The organism is Streptomyces odontomachi (assembly GCF_024435355.1).
Taxonomy (GTDB): Bacteria; Actinomycetota; Actinomycetes; order Streptomycetales; family Streptomycetaceae; genus Streptomyces; species Streptomyces odontomachi.
This window is the reverse complement of the sequence record NZ_JAMJWG010000003.1, coordinates 140,429-160,727: the sequence shown is the minus strand read 5'-3', so window position 1 is coordinate 160,727 and position 20,299 is coordinate 140,429. Positions and strand designations below refer to the sequence as shown.

The following is a 20,299-nucleotide window of genomic DNA, read 5'->3' as shown; positions in this document are numbered from 1 at the left end:
CGCAAGGCGCCCACCTTCTGGGGGTGCGGGGGACTGCGCGAGCGACTGGCCGTCGGGTCGGTGGTCCGGGTGCGACGGGAGCAGTCTCTTCGGGTTGGTGGGGATCCGGTGGTTTCGTCGGGGCTGGTCGCGCAGTTCCCCGCGCCCCTGATGGGTGGGCACTTTGTGCCCGACATCGGGGTCCAGGGGGGTGCAACGCGCCCACCCTCTGGGGGCGCGGGGAACTGCGCGAGCAACCGGCCACCGGGTCGGTGGTCCGGACGCGACAGGAACAGCCCCTCCGGGTCGGTGGCGATCCGACCGTCTCGTCGGGGCCGGTCGCGCCCACGTGGTGGAGCCGCGAAGTGTCACAGCCTCGCACCCCCGGGGTACGCCGGGGCAACCCCCAACCGTGAGGCCCCGAAGTGGCCCGGGGTGACCCGGGCCACTTTTCGCGCAGACGCGAGTGGATGTCACCGAACCGGGGCAGATGCCCGTCTGGGCCGCCGGGCGCCCCGCCCGGACACCACGGACCGTCCCACCCCGAACCGCCCACATCGCGGGCCCAGGTCTCGCGATGTGGTACGCACGGGCCGGATCCCGGCCACTCGGTAAAATGACCGGTGCCGCACTTGTGCAAAGTGCGTGAAACAGACAGATGGAGCGAGGAGCGCACGTGAGCCTTGTCGTGCAGAAGTACGGAGGCTCCTCCGTAGCCGATGCCGAAGGCATCAAGCGCGTCGCCAAGAGAATCGTGGAAGCGAAGAAGAACGGCAACCAGGTGGTTGTCGTCGTTTCCGCGATGGGCGACACGACGGACGAGCTGATCGATCTCGCCGCGCAGGTGTCCCCGATGCCTGCCGGCCGTGAGTTCGACATGCTGCTGACCGCCGGAGAGCGGATCTCCATGGCGCTGCTGGCGATGGCGATCAAAAACCTGGGCCACGCGGCCCAGTCCTTCACGGGCAGCCAGGCGGGCGTCATCACCGACTCCGTCCACACCAAAGCCCGGATCATCGATGTCACCCCGGGGCGCATCCGCACCTCCGTCGACGAGGGCAACATCGCCATCGTCGCCGGCTTCCAGGGTGTGTCGCAGGACAAGAAGGACATCACCACGCTGGGGCGTGGCGGCTCCGACACCACCGCCGTGGCGCTCGCCGCGGCCCTCGAGGCCGATGTCTGTGAGATCTACACCGACGTCGACGGCGTCTTCACCGCGGACCCGCGCGTGGTGAAGAAGGCGCGGAAGATCGACTGGATCTCGTTCGAGGACATGCTGGAGCTGGCCAGCTCCGGCTCGAAGGTGCTGCTCCACCGTTGCGTGGAGTACGCCCGCCGGTACAACATCCCGATTCACGTCCGGTCCTCGTTCTCCGGACTGCCGGGCACCTGGGTCAGCAACGAGCCACACGCACAAGGAGCTCAGAAGGTGGAGCAGGCCATCATCTCGGGTGTCGCGCACGACACCTCCGAGGCCAAGGTCACGGTCGTCGGCGTGCCGGACAAGCCGGGAGAGGCCGCCAAGATCTTCCGCACGATCGCCGATGGCCAGATCAACATCGACATGATCGTGCAGAACGTCTCCGCGGCGTCCACCGGGCTCACCGACATCTCTTTCACGCTGCCCAAGACCGACGGCCGCAAGGTCATCGACGCCCTGGAGAAGATCAAGCCCACCGTCGGCTTCGAGTCCCTGCGCTACGACGACCAGATCGCGAAGATCTCCCTGGTCGGAGCCGGGATGAAGACCAACCCCGGGGTCACGGCAGCGTTCTTCGAAGCGCTCAGCGACGCGGGGGTGAACATCGAGCTGATCTCGACCTCCGAGATCCGCATCTCCGTCGTCACCCGCGCCGACGACGTGGGCGAGGCCGTCCGCGCCGTGCACACCGCCTTCGGGCTCGACTCCGAGACGGACGAGGCCGTGGTGTACGGAGGCACCGGCCGCTGATGGCTGCCTCCGCGCGGCCGACGCTCGCAGTCGTGGGAGCGACCGGGACGGTCGGCGCGGTCATGCTCCAGATTCTGTCCCAACACGCGGATATCTGGGGTGAAATCAGACTCGTCGACCATCCCCTTCCTCCGAGTTCTCGACCGAGCTCGGGCAAGGGGGACTCCCATGGCCATGGCTCGGCCGGCCGCAAGCTGACCGTGCGCGGTGAGCAGGTCGAGGTCCTGGCGCTCGACGAGGCGGTCTTCGAAGGCGTCGACGTCGCCATCTTCGACGTGCCCGACGACGTCGCCGCGCACTGGGCGCCGTTCGCCGCCGAGCGCGGTGCCGTCGTCGTGGACGACTCCGCGGCCTTCCGGATGGACCCGGACGTGCCGCTCGTGGTGCCCGAGGTCAATCCGCACGCCGCCCGGATCCGGCCGCGCTCCATCGTCGCCAGCCCGAACTGCACCACCCTCTCCATGATCGTCGCGATCGGTGCGCTGCACGCCGAGTTCGGGCTGCGCGAGCTGATCGTCTCGTCCTACCAGGCCGTCAGCGGCGCGGGACAGGCCGGAGTGGAGACGCTCCGCCGCCAGCTCTCCCTCGTCGCCGGCTCCGAACTCGGCACCGTCCCCGGAGACGTACGGCGCGTCATCGGCGACGACACCGGGCCCTTCCCGGAACCCGTCGCGCTGAACGTCGTGCCGTGGGCCGGCTCCCTGCGGGAGGACGGCTGGTCGTCGGAGGAGATGAAGGTACGGGACGAGTCCCGCAAGATCCTCGGACTGCCGCGGCTGAAGGTTGCCGTCACCTGTGTGCGGGTGCCCGTCGTCACCACCCACTCGCTGACCGTCCACGCCCGCTTCGAGGACGAGGTCACCGTCGACCGGGCCCGCGAGATCCTGGCGACCGCGCCCGGAGTGGTGCTCTTCGACAACCCGGAAGCCGGTGAGTTCCCCACCCCGGCGGACGCGGTCGGCACGGATCCGACGTGGGTCGGGCGGGTGCGGCGCGCGCTCGATGATCCGACCGCGCTGGAGTTGTTCGTGTGCGGGGACAACCTGCGTAAGGGGGCTGCGTTGAACGCGGTGCAGGTGGCGGAGTTGGTCGCGGCGGAAATCGGTGGGTGAACCGCTCCCTTCTTGAGCGGCGTGCTGGAGAGGTATCTGAGCGGGTTCTACGTCTGGGTGCCGATCCCGGACGGCACCTTCCGGCGGGCCCTGGTCCAGCAGCTTCTGGTCGATCACGGCGAGCACCGCAGCGCCGGACCGGTCGACCTTCTTGTCGCGGCGGTGGCCGAACTGTCCGGTCTCATCCTGCTGCACTGCGACCGCGACTTCGAGGCGATCGCCCGGCACACCGGGCAACGCACGATGATGCTCAGGGACGGCTCCCGGCCGTAACACCTGGGCAAGGCCGCCCTGGAGGGCCTGCACGGTAACGAGTCCACCGCGCACCTGTTCAGGCTTGGGCGTGAAGGACCACGAGGTCCGGCTGACCGTGCGGTGGGCGTCGCTCTCGACTACGTGGGTGGATGAAGGATATTTTTGTTCGTTTCCGGAACCGCATGGGGATGAGTTGCGTCTTCGGGACCGCCGCCAGTGGTGGCGGGCGCCCGCGGCGGAAATGGGTTGGCGCGGGGTAAAAGGGAAGAGCTGGTGCACATGACGGCGGGCGGCGCGACGCTGGCGGCAGTGCCGGGTAGACCGGCTCCCGCGCCCTGCCCGAGACCTCGGGAGCGTACGGGAACCCACCACCGTGCCACCCCGGGGACGCACCGCGGTGCACCGCAGGCGGAGCGCACGCCGGAGGGGGCTTCGGGAGCCCCCGGCGGGGCCGGGCGCCGGGACCGCATAGGGTGCGGGCGGTGTGGCGAAAACGGTGTGTACGACTCTGCAGGCGCGTACAACCCTGACAGGGGGAAGAGTGTCCAACTGGCGTGGCAGAGGTTCTCGACATCTCAGTGGCGCCCGCGGTCGGCGCCGTTCTACGGCCGCCCCGGCGCACGCGTGTCTCCGGCGGCATGCCGGTGATCGCCCCCGCGGCGCGGCCCACCCGTGTTCCGTTGCAGCGCGAGGGCGCTGACGACGTCATGGCCGCCGGTACCACAGTTGATCATCTCACCGAGACCTACCGCGCGCATTACCGGTCGCTCCTCGGCCTGGCCGCGCTGCTCCTGGACGACACCGCGTCCTGCGAGGACGTCGTGCAGGAGGCGTTCATCCGGGTGCACTCCGCCCGCAAGCGGGTGCGCGACCCGGAGAAGACCCTGGCCTACCTGCGCCAGACCGTGGTCAACCTGTCGCGTTCCACGCTGCGTCGCCGCATCCTCGGGCTCAAGCTGCTCCCCAAGCCGATGCCCGACATGGCCAGCGCCGAAGAGGGCGCGTACGACCAGTTGGAGCGCGACGACCTCATCAAGGCGATGCGCGGGCTCCAGCGTCGCCAGCGCGAGGTGCTGGTGCTGCGCTACTTCGCCGACATGACCGAGGCCCAGGTCGCCGAGACGCTCGGCATCTCCCTCGGCTCCGTGAAGGCGTACGGATCTCGCGGCATCGCGGCCCTGCGCGTCTCCATGGGGGCGCCGGCATGAAAGGCACCGGACCGGGGGACGACAGGGACAAGCGCGGCGGCAGTGGCCCCGGCGCCGGCCGTGTCGCGTCCGGCCGGTACACGGGCCGGGCCGGCCGGTACGGCGACGGGCGCGACCTCGGCCGGTACCATCCCGACAGCCGATACGGCCCGCCCGACCTGGGCGGCCGTCCCACAGACGAGCAGCACGCTGGGAACCATTCCGTGACACAGGGCCCCACCGACCGCCTCCCCGAGGGGAACGCAACCGGCGCCGCTGGATCCGGCACCCCGGCCTGGCCCGGCGCCCCCGAGCCCCCGGAGCAGCACGGCACCCTCGGCGTGCCGCACGCCCGAGACGGCCGAAGCGCCGACCGCGCCGAAAGCGCTGAAAGCGGCGACAGAAACGTTCGTGGACCCGGTGCCCCCGCGGGGCCCGGCGGTCCCGGCAGGCGTGGCCCCGGTACCGGCGGCCCGGATGACGGCGGTTTCGATCCCGACGGGTCCGGCGACCCCGCGTTCGGCGCCGACGAACTGGCGCTGGGCCGGCTGCTCAAGGAGGCCGTGCAGGACGTCGAGCCCCGGCCGGGCAGCCTGGATCACCTGCGTCATGCGGTGCCCGCGCGGCGTGCCCGCAAGCGGCAGGCCCTCGTGGGGCTCGTCGCCGCGGCCGTCCTGCTCTGCACCGCCGTCCCCGCGGTCATCCACGTGACACGGTCCGGCGGCTCGGGCGGGGACCACACATCCGTCGCGGGACACGGCGAGGCGGTGCACGGCGGCACGTCGGGCGGCAAGGACACCGACGGCGGCCGGCAGGGCCCGGGCCAGACGGGCGGCACGACCGGCGGCGCCGACAAGGGCAGCGGCCACGGCACCGGCGACGGCACGGATCAGAGCGGCGGCGCCAGCAGCGGACCCGACCCGGACCGCACCCTGGCCGCCACCTCCCCGGCCTGCGCCGCCACCGCGCTCGGCAACGTCCAGTCCACCATCGGCACGGCCGACGCCGACGGCCGGGTCTACGGCAGCTTCCGCGTCACCAACGTCTCAGACAGCGACTGCACCATCGAAGGCGCCGGCACCGTCGCCACGGTCGCCCAGGGCGCGGCGGACCCGTCGAAGATCAACGTGGTCGACCACACCGCGGGCGACCCGGCGAGCGGACTGCCCTCGCCCGCCGCAGAGCCGGCCCAGCTGATCCTCCAGCCCGGTGCGGCCTACGAGATCAAGTTCGCCTGGGTGCCCTCGGAGACCTGCCAGCCCGAAGGCGGCAGCGGCGGGCCCACGGCCGACCCGACCCCGAGCACGGGCGGCGACTCCGGCAGCGACCGGACCGAAATGGCGCCGTCCAGCTCCGACGGGAGCCAGATGTCCACCCAGCTCTACAGCGAGGACGTCACACCGGGCGAAGGCAGCGTCACCGTCTCGCACACCGCCGACCCCGGGGCCCCCAGCGCGACCACCACCATCCCGCACGCCTGCGCGGGGACGCTCTACCGGACGGGGCTGCTGGCGACGTCCTGAGAGCCTGCCGGCCCGGCACGCAACGTCCTCTTACGGAACGTCCGCTTACGGAACGTCCGCGGGTGCCGTCGACGGCTCGTCCGACGGCTCGTCCGGGACCAACCCCAGGCGGGCGTCTCGTACCGCTTCCGCCTCGCGCCGTGCCAACCGGAACCACATGAAGAGCACGAAGCCGGCGAAGACGAACCACTCGCCGGTGTAGCCGAGGTTCTGGAACGCCTTCAGATCCAGGCCGCTGCCCTCCGGGGCGGTGGCCGGTACCGCCTTCATCCCGTCGTCCGCCCTGTCGAGCGTGATCCACGCGTCGTCCACCTGGTAGGGGACGAGGTTCACCAGGGAGGCCGCGCTGATCATGCCGACCTGGCCGGCGGGCAGCCCGCCGGCGCCGCTCACGCCGTTCGACCCGGGGCTCTCGGAGGCTTGCAGGGCGCCGGTCACGGTGACCTGGCCGGTCGGTGGCGCCGGGGTGGCGGAGGGGCTCGGGGTGCCGGGCAGCCAGCCGCGCACCACGGGCAGCGCCTTGTCGTCGCCGGTGCGCAGCAGGGTCAGCACGTAAGAGCCGGTCCTGCCGTTCAGCTGACGGTCCGGGACCAGGAACTGGCGGTCGTAGCGGCCGGTCACGCTGGCCCGCTTGCCGGAGGTGTCCTGCGTCACGGGAAGCAGCGACCCGAGCGGCCGGGGGCGGGCGGTGTGTGCGGCCTCGGCGGCGTGGTCGCTGGCGCGTTGGGCGTGCACGTGGTCCTGGAACCGGCTCAGCTGCCACGTTCCCATGAAGACGCAGAGCGGCACGGCGAGCAGCAGGAAGGCGTTGATCGCCCACCAGCGGGGGGTCAGCAGGAACCGGTACACCCCTCCACGGTACGGGGCCCCGATACGGGCGCGGACGACGGGGACCTCGTCCGGCGACCGGGGTGGTGGCGCCGAATTCCGGTGCGGTGCCCCGGGAGAGCCGTTTTCGCGAATGTGTCTCCCGAGCGGTCATATTCATACGACTTCATACGGCTTAATTTCCGATGCGTGCCGTCACGGGTGCCGTGGGGCATGCTCGGTATTGGATCAGCAGGGATCGGTAGGGGATCACCCGTGTGTGCACGGCCGCCGGAGCAAGCAATGAGGGAGCATGACGAAATCCAATGGCCGCTGGAAACGGCAGGGATTCATTCCGGCGAGCAGACGCACCCGTGAGAATCCGGTACCGGAGCCGCTCTACGCCGCGTTGATGGAGTCCTGGCGCCGCCAGGGCAGGACCCTGCCGGGTCGGCCGGACCCGGAGTGGAACGCGCTCGTGTCACGTGATCACTGGCCGCGCGGTTGAGCGGCGCCTGGGCCTGGCCGGGTGTGTGGGGGCTGGGTCTGGGTCGGTGAGCGGTACCCGGGTCTGGGGTTCTGGGGTGGTGTGGGGTGGCTGGGTCTGGGCCGGTCTGGGGTGGCTGGGGCGGCCGGATCGGGGTGTGGTCCGCCGATTCCCGAGTGGAAATAACATTCCCGGAAAAACACATGGAACATCGGCAGGGTGACAAGGCGAAACCATTCGGGTGCACGGCAGTTGAGCAGATGCCAACGTTCACGGGGGCGCGTTCCCGGTCGGCGGACATGGAATGCGGTAAATGCAGTAGGAAAAGCAGCATCATATGGCCGCCACCGTGATTGCGCGCCCACGCGAAGAAATACGTGGCAGCCGTAGCAGCCTGCCAGGCTGTGTCAGTGCCGGACCTGGACGGTCAGCCGTGGGGCCGGCTCCCATTGCGAGCAGGAAGACAACTAGATTGCGACAGGTCCTCAGTAAGGGAATGCTCACGGCAGCGGCCGTGACGGGCATCCTGTCCGTGCCCGGCGCCTTCGCGTTCGCCGATGCGGACGCGGACGCGGTCGTGTCGGACTCGCCCGGTGTGGCGTCGGGCAACAGCGTTTCGGTGCCCGTGAACGTTCCGGTGAACATCTGCGGCAACAGCCTGGACATCATCGCCGCGCTCAACCCGGCATTCGGCACCCACTGCGCCAACGTCGACGACGACCACAACAAGGAGAAGCCGAAGGAAGAGAGCCAGCCGGAGACCGAGCCGGCCAAGCCGGACACCCCGGCACCGGTCCACCAGGCTCCGGAACCGGTCCAGGCCCGCACCCTGCCGGCCCAGCCCCAGCTGGCCGAGACCGGCGGCAACCCGACCACGATCGCGGCGGCCGGCCTCGGCGCGGTGCTGCTCACCGGCGGTGTGGTGCTCTACCGCCGGGGCAGGGCCGTGGCCGCCCGCGCCTGATCGATCGGGCGGTGTCACACGGCACCGCGGCCGGGGGAGTCAAGGACGACTCGTCCCGGCCGCGGTGCCGTGTCGTCGTGTCGCGGCCCGCTCCCGCACGGCGCGCAGCAGCGCCTTGGCGCGGGTGCGCGCCGCGTGCGCCCAGACGGTCGCGCGCAGCAGCACGGCGGTGCGCCGGCCGGCCAGCAGGAGCCGCCGGTTGACGACCCTCTGCGGGCGCCAGTGGTGCTTGTGGGATTCGTCGCCGCGCAGCAGGCTCAGCACCCGGGTGCCGGCGGAACCGGGTGCACTCCCGGCCCCGTGCAGGATGCACGACTGCACCAGCATCGTCATCACGTCCACCTTCCAGCCCCGTAGACGTGGATCGGCCCCGTACAGGTAACCGCCGGTCAGCCGGGGTGCCAGCAGGGTCAGGTCGGCCGCGAGCAGCGCACCGTCGAAGCGGAACTCGGTCACCACTGCCTCCCCGCGCACCACCATGGCGTGCACCGCCCGCTCCAGGTGCGCCCTGAACCGCGGCTTCAGGTGCTCACGCGTCACCTTCCTGGCGCGCCCCTGCCACTGCACACGGTGCAGGTCGAGCAGGGTGCGCAGGGCGCCGGGCACCTCGTCGGGCGGCACCACCCGGCGCTCCGGCCCCAACGCGGCCAGCTTGCGCAGGTTCGAACGCACCCGCTGCGCGCGGGACGCCGGCAGCCGGGCCACCAGCTCGTCCATCGACCCGCCCGGCAACTCCAGGCAGACCGAGGCGGGCAGCCCCCGCCGTGGCCCGGGCCAGCCGGCGAAGACCCGCTCCACGGCCGCGCCCGGCCGAACCTCCGGAAAGTCGATCAGCGCGCCGCCCGCGACCTCGGCGAGCGCGTCGGCCAGCACCGGGGTGACCCGCGTGGCGTGCGCATCGTCCACCAGCACGTCCGTGAAGTCGGAGATCGCACCGCCCAACGGCACCAGCGCGGGCCACGGGCGATGGGTGCGCCGCAGGGCGGCGGCGGCGACCAGTACCCCGCGAGGGGCGGCGGATCCGGGCGCGCGGGTCGCCGCGCCGGGCCCCGGGGTCGCCGCGCCGGGCCCCTGGGCCGGCATGCCGGCCGTCGTACCGGTCGCCGCCGGCGCGTCGGTCGCGCGGACGAGGACGATCCGCAGGCCGCGGTCCCGTCCGAACCGCCGGGTGCCGTACGCGCGCCACCATGCATGCAGCCAGGCATGGGTCTGGAACGGGGTCGCGGCGGAGCACCGTACGCACAGCTCGCCCCATTCGTCGGCCAGCGCACCGAACCCGTCGGAGGTCGTGCACACCTCGACGCTCAGCTCCGTGCGGGGCAGGGTGCCAATCCGCTTTGCCGGGGCGCTTGGTGGTGCGGGCGGGGCGCACAGGGGCGTGCCCGGCGTGCCCGGGGTGCGGGGCGGTGGGGCCGGGGTCCCGGGCGACGTGGCGCGGGCGATCGCCCCGCTTCCCGGCACCGGTTCCCCGTGCGGCACCATCAGCGTCTCCCGCGTACGTCGGCCGAGGTCGCAGGGCCGGGCACCGGAGCGCCCCCGGCCGTGGACCGGGGGCGCTCCGGGTGCCGGACGAGCAGGGCCAGACCGCCCAGCAGGCCGCCGGCGCAGGCCCCCACCAGCGCGGTCACCAGCGCGGACGGCGACGCGGGCTCCGTGGGCGGGATCGCGCGGGAGAACTGCACGACGCGGACATGGGTGTCGCGGTGCGTCACGTTCGCGTTGATGATCAACGCCCGGGAGACGGCGTTGGCCATGTCCGCCGCCCGGTCGGGAAGGGGCGAGGAGGCGGTCAGCGCGATCATCGGCGCGTCCGGTGAGGTCTCGGCGCGCACGCTGGCGCGCAGGGTGCGCACGGGCACCCCGGCCCACACCGGCGCATCCCCGAGCACCGCCAACTGCGTGGCCGTCCTGCCGTAGGTCTGCGCGAAGCCGAGCGCCGTGGACGGCTCCGACTTGCCCTCCGGGACGACGATCACGTAGGCGGTGGCCGTGTACTGGGGCGTCCGCAGCGCGCCGTACGTACCGCCGGTGAGGCTCCCGACGGCCAGGCAGACCGGCAGCGCCAGCCACGGCAGCCACCGGCGCGCCCGCCACCACCGCTGCTCCGGCGCACCCGCCGGCTCCGGACCCGGCGGATGCGGTACCGGCTCGGGGGCGCGGGCGGGAGCCGGCGCCGGTGCGGGCGTTCGCACCCGCGCTGCGGTGGTGTTGCGCCGTCTGCTCGGGGTTCGGGGCATCAAGGGGTCACTCCCAACGAGGTGGGGCCGCCCGCGTTCGGGGTGGTCCGGTCCTGGGCAGGTGCGGGGGTGGTCGTGGGTGGGCCGGTGTCGGCGGGTGGGGGCGCGGTCGCGTGGGTGCCGGCGACGGTCGTCGCGTAGATCCGCTTCAGCCGGTCCGCGGTGCGGGTGATGGCGTAATGGCGTACGGCGTCGGGGACGGGGAGGCGGTGCGTGCCCTGCGGCAGCCGCGCCGCCTGGGGTTGCGGACCGTTCCGGGCCTCGGCGTACAGGTGGTACAGGGCGCGGGCGAAGGCCTGCGGGGTGCTCGCGATGCGCCGCGCGCCGGGTGCCGCGCTCGGGGGCAGGTCCTGGAGCGCCGGGCATGCGGCGTACAGCACCGGCAGACCCGCCGCGAGCCCCTCGATGACGGCGAGCCCGAAGGTCTCCTCCTGGGACGGCGCGGCCAGCACGTCCATGGCGGCCAGCAGCGCGGGCAGCGTACGGGCAGCGGCCAGCTCCGACGCCGAGGGCAGGCCGGCGCCGGCGCCGTCGCCGGCGGTGGCGCGTGGGTCGTGGGGTGCGCGCGGGGTGCGCGGGGGGACGGTCAGGGGCGGCAGGTAGGGGCGTTCACCTGCGAAGATGACGCGGTCGACGAGACCGAGGCGGCGGGCCGTGTGGCGCAGCGCATCCTCCTCGGGACCGCCTCCGACCAGCAGCAGCACGCACTGGTTCGGCAGCGCGGTCAGCGCGTGCAGCAGGATCTCGAACCGCTTGCCGGGCGCCAGCCGGCCCACGCCGCCGATCACGCACGCGTCCTCCGGCAACCCGAGCAGCCGCCGCGCCCGGTGCCGGACGGCCGGATCGAAGCGGAAGCGTGCGGCGTCGATGCCGTTCGGGACGATGTGCACCCGGTGCGCCGGCACGCCCCAGCGGCGCAGCCGTGCGGCCACCGTGGGCGAGACGGCGACGGTGGCGTGGCCGAGCCGCTCCGAGGCGAGGTAGAGCGCGCGCACGCCCGGCGTGATCGGGCGGCCCTCCATCAGCGTCTCGCCCAGCGAGTGCTCGGTGGCCAGCACCGCCCGGACGCCCGCGAGCCGGGCCGCCACCCGCCCGTACAGGCAGGCCCGGTACAGATGGGTGTGCACCACGTCGTAGCGGCCCGCCCGGATCAGCCTGGTCAGGCGGGGCAGCACGGTGGCGTCGCGGTTGCCGGCCATGCCGATGTGGGTGACGCGTACCCCGTCGGCCGCCAGCCCCTCGGCCACCGGACCCGGGTGGGTGAGCGTGACGACGTCGCACTCGACGGCCCCGTCGACGCGCAGCTGACGCAGCAACAGCCGTACCTGCTGCTCCGCACCGCCCACCCCGAGCCCGGTGATGACCTGCAACACCCTCATGACGCCTCCCCGGCCTCGGGGCCCGGGCCCGGGAGCGGGAACGGGACGGGGGGCAGGGGCCGGTACAGCGGGGCCAGGAAGGATTTGGCGGTGAACCGCCAGTCGGTGTCGTCCTGGCCGATGTGCACGCGGGGCAGCGCGAAGACCCCGGACAGCATGCGGTCGGGGGCGGTCGCACAGGCGTACCGGTAGCCGGCCCGGCGTACGGCGTCCGCCGCGCGCCGGTCCACCGCCCCGTACGGGTAGCAGAAGCCGTGCACCGTACGCCCCGTCAACTCGGTGAGCCGTGCGCGGCTCTCCGCGACCTCGGCGGTGAGCCGTGCCCCGTCGACGCGGGTCAGGTCGGTGTGGGTCAGGCCGTGCGAGGCGATCTCCATGCCGGCGTCGGCTGCCCACCGGATCGCCGCCGCGTCGAGCAGCGGCCTGCGCGGACCCAGCGGATCCCAGTCGTTCTCGCCACCGAGCCGGCCGGGCAGCACGAAGACGGTGGCGGTGCAGCCGTGCGCGCGCAGCAACGGCACCGCGTTCCCGGCGAAGTCCCGGTAGCCGTCGTCGAAGGTCAGCCCCACCAGGGCGCGATCCGCGCCGACCGCACGCGCCGCGAGCAGCTCGCCCACGCCCACGCCGCGCAGCCCACGCCGCCGCAACCGCCCCAACTGCTCGTCCAGTCGCCCGGGCGAGACGGTGACCTGGTACGGGTCGTCGCCGTGCGCGGTCACGGAGTGGTACATGGCGATCCAGGAACGGGCGCCGGCGCGGCGGGGGAGTGCACGTGGCGCGGGGCGGGGCGCGACACGTGGTGCGGCGCGCCACGGGGTGGTGCCGAGGGCGGCCGTGGTGTCGGTGTCAGGGGGCATGGGAGCGCTTTCGGGTGGGGGCGGGGGAGGCGGAGACGGCGGCCACAGGGGGTGGGGCGCGGCGCACAGCGCGCAGGGCGGTGGCGCGAGCGCCGGGGTGCAGGGCGCCGAGGACGAGCACGAAGACGATGCCGACGGCCGTCCCGGACACCAGCACGCTGGCCACCGCCCCGTCCGCCCGGCGCGCGACGGCCAGCCCCGCGCCACAGGCGCTCACCGCCGCGGCGACCTGGGCGGCGATCACCCGCAACACCCGGGAGGCGCGCACGGACACGAGCGCGCCGCCACGCCTGCCGTTCGCGCCGTGCAGCAGGAGCAGGGCGGTGACGGAGATGCCGACCGCGTTGGCCGCGGCGATGCCGGCTGCGCCCCAGGTGCCGGCGGCCCAGGCGCCCACGACCGCGGTCGAGACGGCACCTGCGGCCATGGCGCCCAACGGGTACCAGGTACGCCGGGCCGCCGAGAAGTACGCACGGGCGAGCACCCCGACGACGGTCTGGCCGAGCAACCCGAGCGCGTACACCCGCAGCACGGCCGCGGTCGCCGCGGTGTCCCGCACGGTGTACGCACCGTTCTGGAACAACACTTCGAGCACCGCCGGCGCGCAGGCCACCAGGGCAGCGGTGCCCGACAGCACCACCCCCGAGGCCACCGTCAGATCCCGTTCCGCCCGCCGACCGGCCTGCTCGGCGTCCCCCTCGGCCAGCGCACGCGCCACCACCGGGAACGTGACGGCGCACAGCATGAGCGAGAGCGCCATCGGCAACTGGGCGACCTTCTGGGCGTAGTTCAGATGGGAGATGGCGCCCGGCGGGAGGGACGCGGCCAGGTACCGCTCGATCAGGACCTGCGACTGACGGCACAGCGCGAACAGCACCACGGTCGCGACGAGGGCGGACTCGATGCCGCGGCGTTCGTGTGGCCGACCCGGCTGCCACGGCTGCACGGGCTGGGCTGATCGCCCCGGCCGCGCCGGCTGGTCGCCCCGACGCAACCGGCGCCACAGCGCGGGTGCCTGGACCGCCACCATCAGGCAGCCGCCGGCCGCGACACCGACGGCCGCGGCCCGCACGCCGAGCCGGCCGCCGAGCGCGGTCATCGCCGCGATGATGGCAAGGTTGTACGCCACGTAGATCGCGGCGGGCGGCACGAAGCTGCGGTGCGCCCGCAGGGCGGCGCTGGCGTACCCGGCCAGCCCGAACGACAGCGCGCAGGTCGCCGTGAGCCGCATGCAGTCCACGGCCGCCCCCGACTCCGGCAGGCCCGGCGCCAGCAGCCCGACCAGCAACGGTGCCCCCGCCGCCGTCAGCGCCGCGGCCGCACCGAGGACGAGCAGCAGACGGGGCAGCGAAGCGGCGACCAGGGCGCGCACCGGGTCGGGGGCGGTGGCGGTGCCGCCCCGGGCCAGGGCCCTGCTGAACGCGGGGACGAGGACGAACGCCATGCCGTCCTCGACGAGCAGCGTCGCGGCGACTTCGGGCACGGTCCAGGCGACCAGGAACGCGTCGGTGTCGGGCCCGGCGCCGAACAGCCGCGCCAGCGTACGGTCCCGGGCGAGCCCGAGGAGCGCACCGGCCACCGTGAGGGCGGCGGTGACCAGCGTGGCGCGAAGGAGGAAGCGCCGGGACGGGACGGCGGCGGACCTCGGCGTGCCGGCGCCGGCCGGGCAGGTGACCTCGGTGACCTCGGTGCGGTGTGGACTCATCGGCCGGCCACCCCGTCCCCGTCGGACCCCCGACCGGCCGCTCCCCTGCCGGCCGCACCCCCGCCGGACGTTCCGCCGCCGGACGTTCCGTCCCCGGGCGTCTCCCCGACCGTTCCGCCGCGTGCCGTTCCGCCGTCGGGTGCCCCGGAGACTCCCGTGGCCGGGGCGAGCGACCACCATGCGGCCACGCCGAGCACGACCGCGGTCAGGACCGTCGACGGGCCCCCGATGTCGGCGTACACGAAGTCGATCAGCTGCCAGACGAGCAGCCCGCACCCGACCAGGGCGCAATCCACGCCGTGCGGCGCACGGGCCGCGGACGGGTGCCGGCGGCCGTCGCGCACCGCGTCCTCGGCGCGCGGCCGTGCGCCGGCGGACCCGTCCGCGCCGAGCGCCCGCGCACGTCGCACCCCGTGTGACCCCACGCCGCAGCGTTCGCGACCGAAGCGGACCCGGACCGCGCAGCGAGCCCACCCGGACCACCGCCGCTGCGGCGCCCCCGCAGGCCGGGCCGGTCCTCCGTCCCCCGCCGCCCGGCGCGCCCCCGCGCGATCCGCCGTGCCCTGGCGTACCCCCCGCACCTCCGCCGCCCTGCCCGCCCGTTGCATGCCGGGTCGCAGGTCGCGGGTGCGTGCCGGTAGCGCGCGCCGTGCGCCGAGCACCAGCAGGGCCGCCCACGCGGTGGTGAGCGCGGTGAGGCCGAGGAGGCCCTGCTCGGCCAGGACGAGCAGGTACATGTTGTGGGGCGAGAGCAGCGGCTGGCGGCGGAACGAGGCGCCCGCGCCGTCCGTGTCGCTGCCGGCGGACAGGGCGAGGGGGGCGTGCGTGTCACGGTGCTCGGGAAAGGCCTTCAGGCCGACGCCGGTGACCGGTCGTGCGCGCCACATGTCGAGGGCCGTGACCCACAGGGTGTAGCGGTCGACGACCGACTGGTCCGGCCGGTCGGTGACATGGGCGATGCTGTCCAGCCGCTGCCCCAGCATCGACGGGTGCGGCATCGCGTCCCGCAGCAGCATCGGGCCGAGGGCGAGCCCGCCGGCCAGCGCCGCGGCCGCGGTGGCCAGGGCGACGCCGGTCCGCAGGGATGGCCGGCGTCCGACCAGCGCGAGTTGTGCACCGCACGCCACCGCCGTGGCGATCCACGCCCCCCGGCTGAAGGACAGGGCGAGCGGCACGAGGAGCAGCAGGGCGCAGCCGAGCGCGGCGATCCGCGCCGTGCGCCGCGGGCTTCCCGGCGACGGGTCCGCGCCGGTGTGCGGCGCGGGCGCGAGCGCCAGGCCGACCGCGCACACCACCCCGTACGCCACCACCGTCGCCATCCCCATGACGTCCGTCGGCCCGAAGGTGCCCACGGCGCGGATGTCGGAGCCCATGTACGAGGCACCGGTACGGGTGACGTACTGGTGCACGCCGAGCCCGCCCTGCCAGCCGGCGAGTGCGACGAGCGTCCAGGCGATCAGCCGGAAGTCGGTCCGGTCGCGGATCAGCAGCAGCACCGCAGCGGGCACCAGGACGAAGACCTGGGCGTAACGGACCAGGCCGGCCAGTGCCGTGACCGAGTCGGCCGCCCCCGTCGCCGCCACCGCGAAACCGACCACCGGCAGCCCCAGCACCACCGCGGCGGCCCTGGTCAGCGGTTGCCGTCGATGCCGTACGGCGCGGAGCACGGCGTACAGCACGACGAGTGCGGACACCGCGTCGGCCACCGTGCCGCCCCCGCCGCCGCCCCCGCCCCCGTCGCTCGCGCCACCACCGGCAGCCGCCGGGCCGCCCCCCGGCCAGGCCAGGAGCGCGGGCGGCAACCCGACGGCGACGATGAGCAGGACGAGCGGCGCGATGGGCAGGAGCGGCAAGAGCGGGGTGAGCCGGTGCAGCGCGCCAAGCGGCCCGCACGCCGGCGGGGGCGCCCACCGCCTCGGCGGGTGCGGGAGCGCCGTTCCGGTCGCGGGTTCGCGCACCGGCCTCAGCTCCCTGTGAGGCGCACCAGGGCGCCCCCGGTGCGCAGCAGGATGCAGACGTCCTGCCAGAGCGACCAGTTGTCGATGTACGCGTTGTCGAAACGGCACCGGTCCTCGATCGAGGTGTCCCCGCGCAGGCCGTGGATCTGCGCGAGCCCGGTCACCCCGGCCGGCACTCGGTGGCGGGCCGCGTAACCGGGGTGCAGTCGGGTGAACTCCGCCACGAAGTGGGGGCGTTCCGGCCGGGGCCCGACCATGCTCATGTCGCCCCGGAAGACGTTCCACAACTGCGGCAGCTCGTCCAGCGACGTCCGGCGCAGGAAACGGCAGACGCGGCTCATGCGCGGCTCGTCCGCGATGTTCCAGCGGATCGTCGCCTCGTGCGAATCGGCCGGACGGAGGGTGCGGAACTTCAGCAGCGTGAACGGCCTGCCGTCCTTGCCGATACGTTCCTGTCGAAAGATCACGCCGGGTCCGTCCGCCCAGCGCACCGCCGCCGCACAGGCCGTCAGCACCGGTGCGGCCAGCAGCAGGAGGACCGCGGAGACGATGACGTCCAGGGTCCGTTTGCCGGGCGTGCGAGGGGGCGGAGGCGGTAGCAGGGGCGTGCAGGGGAAGCCCGCGAGATGCCGGGCGCCGTAGCCGTGCGGCGCCGTGTGCGGGTACGCGTACTCGTGCGGATGCCCGGCCGGCTCGGTCTCCAGCCGCCAGGCCCGGCAGCCGTGCTCCGCCAGCGTCCACAGCAGGGGTGCGTACGGGTCCCGGGGCTCGGATGTGCCGTACGGGACGCGCCACGCGCTGCTGAGGACGAGCACGGTGCGCACGCCGTTCTGGACGAGGGCGCGCCGGACGTCCGGGAGGGAGAGCAGCACGGGCAGTTCGCCGACCGGAGGGCTCGGGGTGCTCAGGAGACCGGGGCCGCCCGGGGCGATCGGGCCGTACGGCGTGTGGGGCGTGTGCGGTGCGAGCGGCGTGTGCGGTGCGGGCGGCGCGCCGTCGCGAAGCGACCCGTCCTGACCGGCCCCGCTGCCGGCGCCCCCGTACCCGTCGCCCTCCGGCACCCCCGCCGTGGCCACCCCCACCGGCCGTACCCCGCACGCGGGGTGGCGCAGCAGCGCGGCGGCGACGCGCTGGGCGGGGGCCGGGGGACCGATCACGAGTGCCGGGTGGGGCCGGCGTGCGGCTGTTCGGCGGCGCGCCCAGTGCACCGTGCCGCGCCCCCCGCTGCTCGCCGCCGAGTGCACCAGACAGCCGGTGGCGAGCGCGGGCAGCGTCAGGGCCTGCCTTGGGCCCAGCACCGCGAGCAGGACGGCGAGCAGCAGCCAGCCGGCGGCGATCCGAGCGCAGAGCGCGGGGAGTTCGTCGAGGAGGAAGGGCGCGCGGGGCGGCGGGGGCGCGCTCCGGGCGCCGTAGAGGCCGGCGCGCGCGAGGAGCGCGCTGACGGTGAGCACCAGGACCACGGTCGCCCAGCCCCCCGCTCGCCCCGTGCCGGGGACGGCGCTCGCGAGCAGGGCGGCGAGGACGTCCACGGTCAGCAGGGGCAGGGCGGACGGCGGCGCCTCGGGGCGGCGTCCGCGGTGTGACAGTGCGGCGGCACGGGGGCCGACGACGGCGACGGGTGCGAGGGGCGTGGCCGGTGCCGTGGGCGCGACCGGCGCCGTGGGCGCGGCGGTGGCGACGGGCGCCAGGGGGGAGAGCCCCCCGGTCGCCCGGGGCGGGCCGCCGGGACCGGACGGAACGATGCTTTCCGCTGTCACGGGACGTCGGACCCCCTGCGATCGACGTACCCGCCGAATGCCGCGTGCGCGGGAGGCGCCCCGGGCGCGGCGCACGGCGCGGACCCGGCGGTGCGCTGGGGGCGCCCGGTGCAGGGTACGGCCGCGTGGCCGGCGCCTCCCTCCGCGTGGGGGCCCGCCGAGGCGACGGACTCCGCGTGGGGGCCCGCCGCGGCGACGGACTCCGCGTGGCCCGCCGCCGACCGGCCGTCCCGCACGCGGTGGTACAGGTCCGCGAAGGCAGCGGCGGCGTTGCGCACGTCGTGGTGGGCCACGACGTGGGGGCGGGCCTCGTGCGCCAGGGCGTCACGCAGGGCCGCGTTGCGCAGCAGGGCGACGATGGCGTGGGCGAGGGCTGCGGGGTCGTCCGGGCGCACCAGGCAGTGCCGCGCCTGGCCGGGCGGCAGGCTCTCGCGCGCACCGTCGACGTCCGTCACGAGCACCGGCCGCCCACAGGCCATCGCCTCCAACGGGACCAGCGCCATGCCCTCCCAACGGGACGGCAGGACCACGAGGTCGGCGACCCGGTACCAGGCGGCTGCGTCCACGGTGGGCCCGGCGAACGTCACCGACCCGGGCGCTGCGGCTCGCAGCGCGGCCTCGTCCGGCCCGTCGCCGACCAGCACGAGATGGGCGCCGGGCACCGCGCGCGGCACGGCCGGCCAGGCGCGCAACAGCACGTCCTGGCCCTTCTGCCGGCACAACCGCGCCACGCAGACCACGAGCGGACGCTCCGTGCCGCCGTCCGAGCCCCCAGGGCCGGCCGTGCGCCGCAGGGGCGGCGGGGGCGGCAGGTCGGGGTGGAGGGGCAGCGCGGCGCGGCGGTCGGCGGCCGGTGCGGGCGAGGGCCGGAAGCGTTCGGTGTCCACGCCGCACGGGATCACCTCCCAGGCGGCCTGGGCCGTGGCCGCCATCCTGGTCCTGGCCGGGGCGCCGGCCCCGGTTCCGGCCCTGCCCCAGGTTCCGGTCCCGGCCCGGGTCCTGGCCCCGGTCCCAGTTCGGATCCCCGCCCGGATCCCGCCCCGGATCCCGGCTCGCTCCCCCCTCCGGCGCTCCGCCTCGCTGACGCACACGGTGCACGTCGCCCAACGCGCCGCGTACCGCTCCCAACGCAGTGCCAGGCGCCCGGTGATGCCGTCCGCGGCCTCGAAGGACCAGGCGTGCGGCTGGAAGACGGTCGGCACCCGACCGCGCACCGCGAGCCGTGCGGCGAGTCCCGCCTTGGCGCTGTGCGCGTGCACCACATCGGGCCGCACCGCGGCGATGATCCGGGCGAGCCGGCGCACTTCACCGCCGAGACCGAGCCCCGGCGATCGGGTGGCCTCCCAGGTCCGCACCTCACCGCCCCGTTCGCGTACCGCGCCCGCGAGCCAGCCGTCCGCCGGGCAGGCCACGACGGCGTGCAGACCTGCGGCGGGGGCGGCCGCCACCAGGTCGGTGACGACGCGTGCCACCCCGCCGCCGACGGGTTGGCTGACGTGGAGCACGCGGAGCGCGGGGCGCGCGGGGGGCGCGGAGAGCGGGCGGGCCGGGCGGGCAGGCAGCGGGCGGGCGCTACCGGGGGTCATCGGCGGCTGTCACGTGCGCGCTGTGCTCGGCGGCTGCGGTGGCGTGCGCGTCGTGACCGGAAGGGCGAGGCCCGGGTGGTGTGCCCACGGGACGACGAGTGAGGGGAAGACCAAGAGAAGTGCGCATGGCCGACTCTGCCCTTTCGGGTGGTGAAGACCCGGAACGCGGCCCGGGCGGATCACGTGTGGTGCAGGTGCGTGTGGTGCAGGTGCGTGTCGTGCGGGTGCGTGTGGTGCAGGTGGACGCGGATGAAAGCAAGTGAAAGCAAGTGAAAGCGGGCGAACGCCCGGGGACGCAGGGCTACTTCAGGCGAGTGGCAACTCTAGCCCCTTTTGTGAACATTTCAGACATTTTCTGAAATCCTGTGTGTCGGACTGCGTAGATCCGAATGACTTACGGATGATGCGCAGAATGCCGGGTGTCGCGTCCGGTGCGGCCGGCACGCGTGTCGATGTGCCGGTCCGCTCGAACGCGGCGGGTACGTCGGTCGGCGCGCGAGGGCTTGGCGCGGTCGGGCATGGCGCGACCCTTTCCCGGCAGAGGCGCGCCGT

At 74.3% G+C, this 20,299-nt stretch carries 16 protein-coding genes and 1 pseudogene; 8 read left to right on the top strand and 9 right to left on the bottom strand.

Features of this window, described 5'->3' with window-relative positions:
* The first annotated feature begins 655 nt into the window (after nt 1–655).
* The 5 genes and pseudogenes from NQO67_RS08595 to NQO67_RS08575 all read left to right on the top strand — a co-directional run bounded on the left by NQO67_RS08595 (nt 656) and on the right by NQO67_RS08575 (nt 6,010).
* A complete protein-coding gene (locus tag NQO67_RS08595) occupies nt 656–1,933 on the top strand; it encodes an aspartate kinase (RefSeq protein WP_255948933.1) in 1,278 nt (425 codons plus the stop codon).
* Nucleotides 1,933–3,045 (top strand): aspartate-semialdehyde dehydrogenase, encoded by a 1,113-nt coding sequence (locus NQO67_RS08590; RefSeq protein ID WP_255948922.1) that lies wholly within the window; start codon nt 1,933–1,935, stop codon nt 3,043–3,045. The genes NQO67_RS08595 and NQO67_RS08590 overlap by 1 nt, the downstream gene beginning before the upstream one ends.
* A gap of 48 nt (nt 3,046–3,093) precedes the next feature.
* Nucleotides 3,094–3,318 (top strand): annotated as a pseudogene (locus NQO67_RS08585) (PIN domain-containing protein); the annotation flags it as partial.
* A gap of 536 nt (nt 3,319–3,854) precedes the next feature.
* Entirely contained in the window at nt 3,855–4,508 is a 654-nt protein-coding gene (locus NQO67_RS08580) for a SigE family RNA polymerase sigma factor (RefSeq protein ID WP_255948912.1), read from the top strand.
* On the top strand, nt 4,505–6,010 hold the full coding sequence (locus tag NQO67_RS08575; protein WP_255948910.1) for a hypothetical protein: 1,506 nt from the start codon (nt 4,505–4,507) through the stop codon (nt 6,008–6,010). Before NQO67_RS08580 ends, NQO67_RS08575 begins: the two co-directional genes overlap by 4 nt.
* Nucleotides 6,011–6,055: 45 nt before the next feature.
* Here the strand turns inward: NQO67_RS08575 and NQO67_RS08570 are convergent, their stop codons facing one another.
* Nucleotides 6,056–6,859 carry an SURF1 family protein gene (locus tag NQO67_RS08570; RefSeq protein ID WP_255948908.1) on the bottom strand — a complete coding sequence of 268 codons (804 nt, stop codon included), beginning with the start codon at nt 6,857–6,859 and terminating at the stop codon, nt 6,056–6,058.
* A 271-nt stretch (nt 6,860–7,130) separates the two neighbouring features.
* Between NQO67_RS08570 and NQO67_RS08565 the strand changes: the two genes are divergently transcribed.
* A complete protein-coding gene (locus tag NQO67_RS08565; RefSeq protein WP_255948906.1) occupies nt 7,131–7,325 on the top strand; it encodes a hypothetical protein in 195 nt (64 codons plus the stop codon).
* Between the two features lie 475 nt (nt 7,326–7,800).
* Nucleotides 7,801–8,268: a chaplin family protein gene (locus tag NQO67_RS08560; RefSeq protein ID WP_305125576.1), complete on the top strand. Its 468-nt coding sequence runs from the start codon at nt 7,801–7,803 to the stop codon at nt 8,266–8,268.
* 39 nt (nt 8,269–8,307) lie between these two features.
* Here NQO67_RS08560 and NQO67_RS08555 read toward each other — a convergent pair whose 3' ends face one another.
* The 8 genes from NQO67_RS08555 to NQO67_RS08520 all read right to left on the bottom strand — a co-directional run bounded on the left by NQO67_RS08555 (nt 8,308) and on the right by NQO67_RS08520 (nt 19,747).
* Nucleotides 8,308–9,564: a GNAT family N-acetyltransferase gene (locus NQO67_RS08555; protein WP_255948901.1), complete on the bottom strand. Its 1,257-nt coding sequence runs from the start codon at nt 9,562–9,564 to the stop codon at nt 8,308–8,310.
* A gap of 185 nt (nt 9,565–9,749) precedes the next feature.
* A complete protein-coding gene (locus NQO67_RS08550; protein ID WP_255948899.1) occupies nt 9,750–10,505 on the bottom strand; it encodes a YveK family protein in 756 nt (251 codons plus the stop codon).
* Nucleotides 10,505–11,884, bottom strand: a complete 1,380-nt coding sequence (locus NQO67_RS08545) for a glycosyltransferase (RefSeq protein ID WP_255948897.1) — start codon at nt 11,882–11,884, stop codon at nt 10,505–10,507. The genes NQO67_RS08550 and NQO67_RS08545 overlap by 1 nt, the downstream gene beginning before the upstream one ends.
* Entirely contained in the window at nt 11,881–12,615 is a 735-nt protein-coding gene (locus NQO67_RS08540) for a polysaccharide deacetylase family protein (RefSeq protein ID WP_255949618.1), read from the bottom strand. The genes NQO67_RS08545 and NQO67_RS08540 overlap by 4 nt, the downstream gene beginning before the upstream one ends.
* A 115-nt stretch (nt 12,616–12,730) precedes the next feature.
* A complete protein-coding gene (locus NQO67_RS08535) occupies nt 12,731–14,446 on the bottom strand; it encodes a lipid II flippase MurJ (RefSeq protein WP_255948895.1) in 1,716 nt (571 codons plus the stop codon).
* Nucleotides 14,443–16,404, bottom strand: a complete 1,962-nt coding sequence (locus tag NQO67_RS44185; protein ID WP_255948893.1) for an O-antigen ligase family protein — start codon at nt 16,402–16,404, stop codon at nt 14,443–14,445. Before NQO67_RS44185 ends, NQO67_RS08535 begins: the two co-directional genes overlap by 4 nt.
* Nucleotides 16,405–16,409: 5 nt before the next feature.
* Nucleotides 16,410–18,161 (bottom strand): sugar transferase, encoded by a 1,752-nt coding sequence (locus NQO67_RS08525; RefSeq protein ID WP_255948891.1) that lies wholly within the window; start codon nt 18,159–18,161, stop codon nt 16,410–16,412.
* Complete coding sequence (locus NQO67_RS08520) at nt 18,158–19,747, bottom strand: glycosyltransferase (RefSeq protein WP_255948889.1); 1,590 nt, start codon at nt 19,745–19,747, stop codon at nt 18,158–18,160. The genes NQO67_RS08525 and NQO67_RS08520 overlap by 4 nt, the downstream gene beginning before the upstream one ends.
* A gap of 125 nt (nt 19,748–19,872) precedes the next feature.
* On the opposite strand from NQO67_RS08520, the gene NQO67_RS08515 reads away from it, so the two are divergent.
* Nucleotides 19,873–20,010 carry a hypothetical protein gene (locus NQO67_RS08515; RefSeq protein WP_255948887.1) on the top strand — a complete coding sequence of 46 codons (138 nt, stop codon included), beginning with the start codon at nt 19,873–19,875 and terminating at the stop codon, nt 20,008–20,010.
* Nucleotides 20,011–20,299 lie beyond the last annotated feature (289 nt).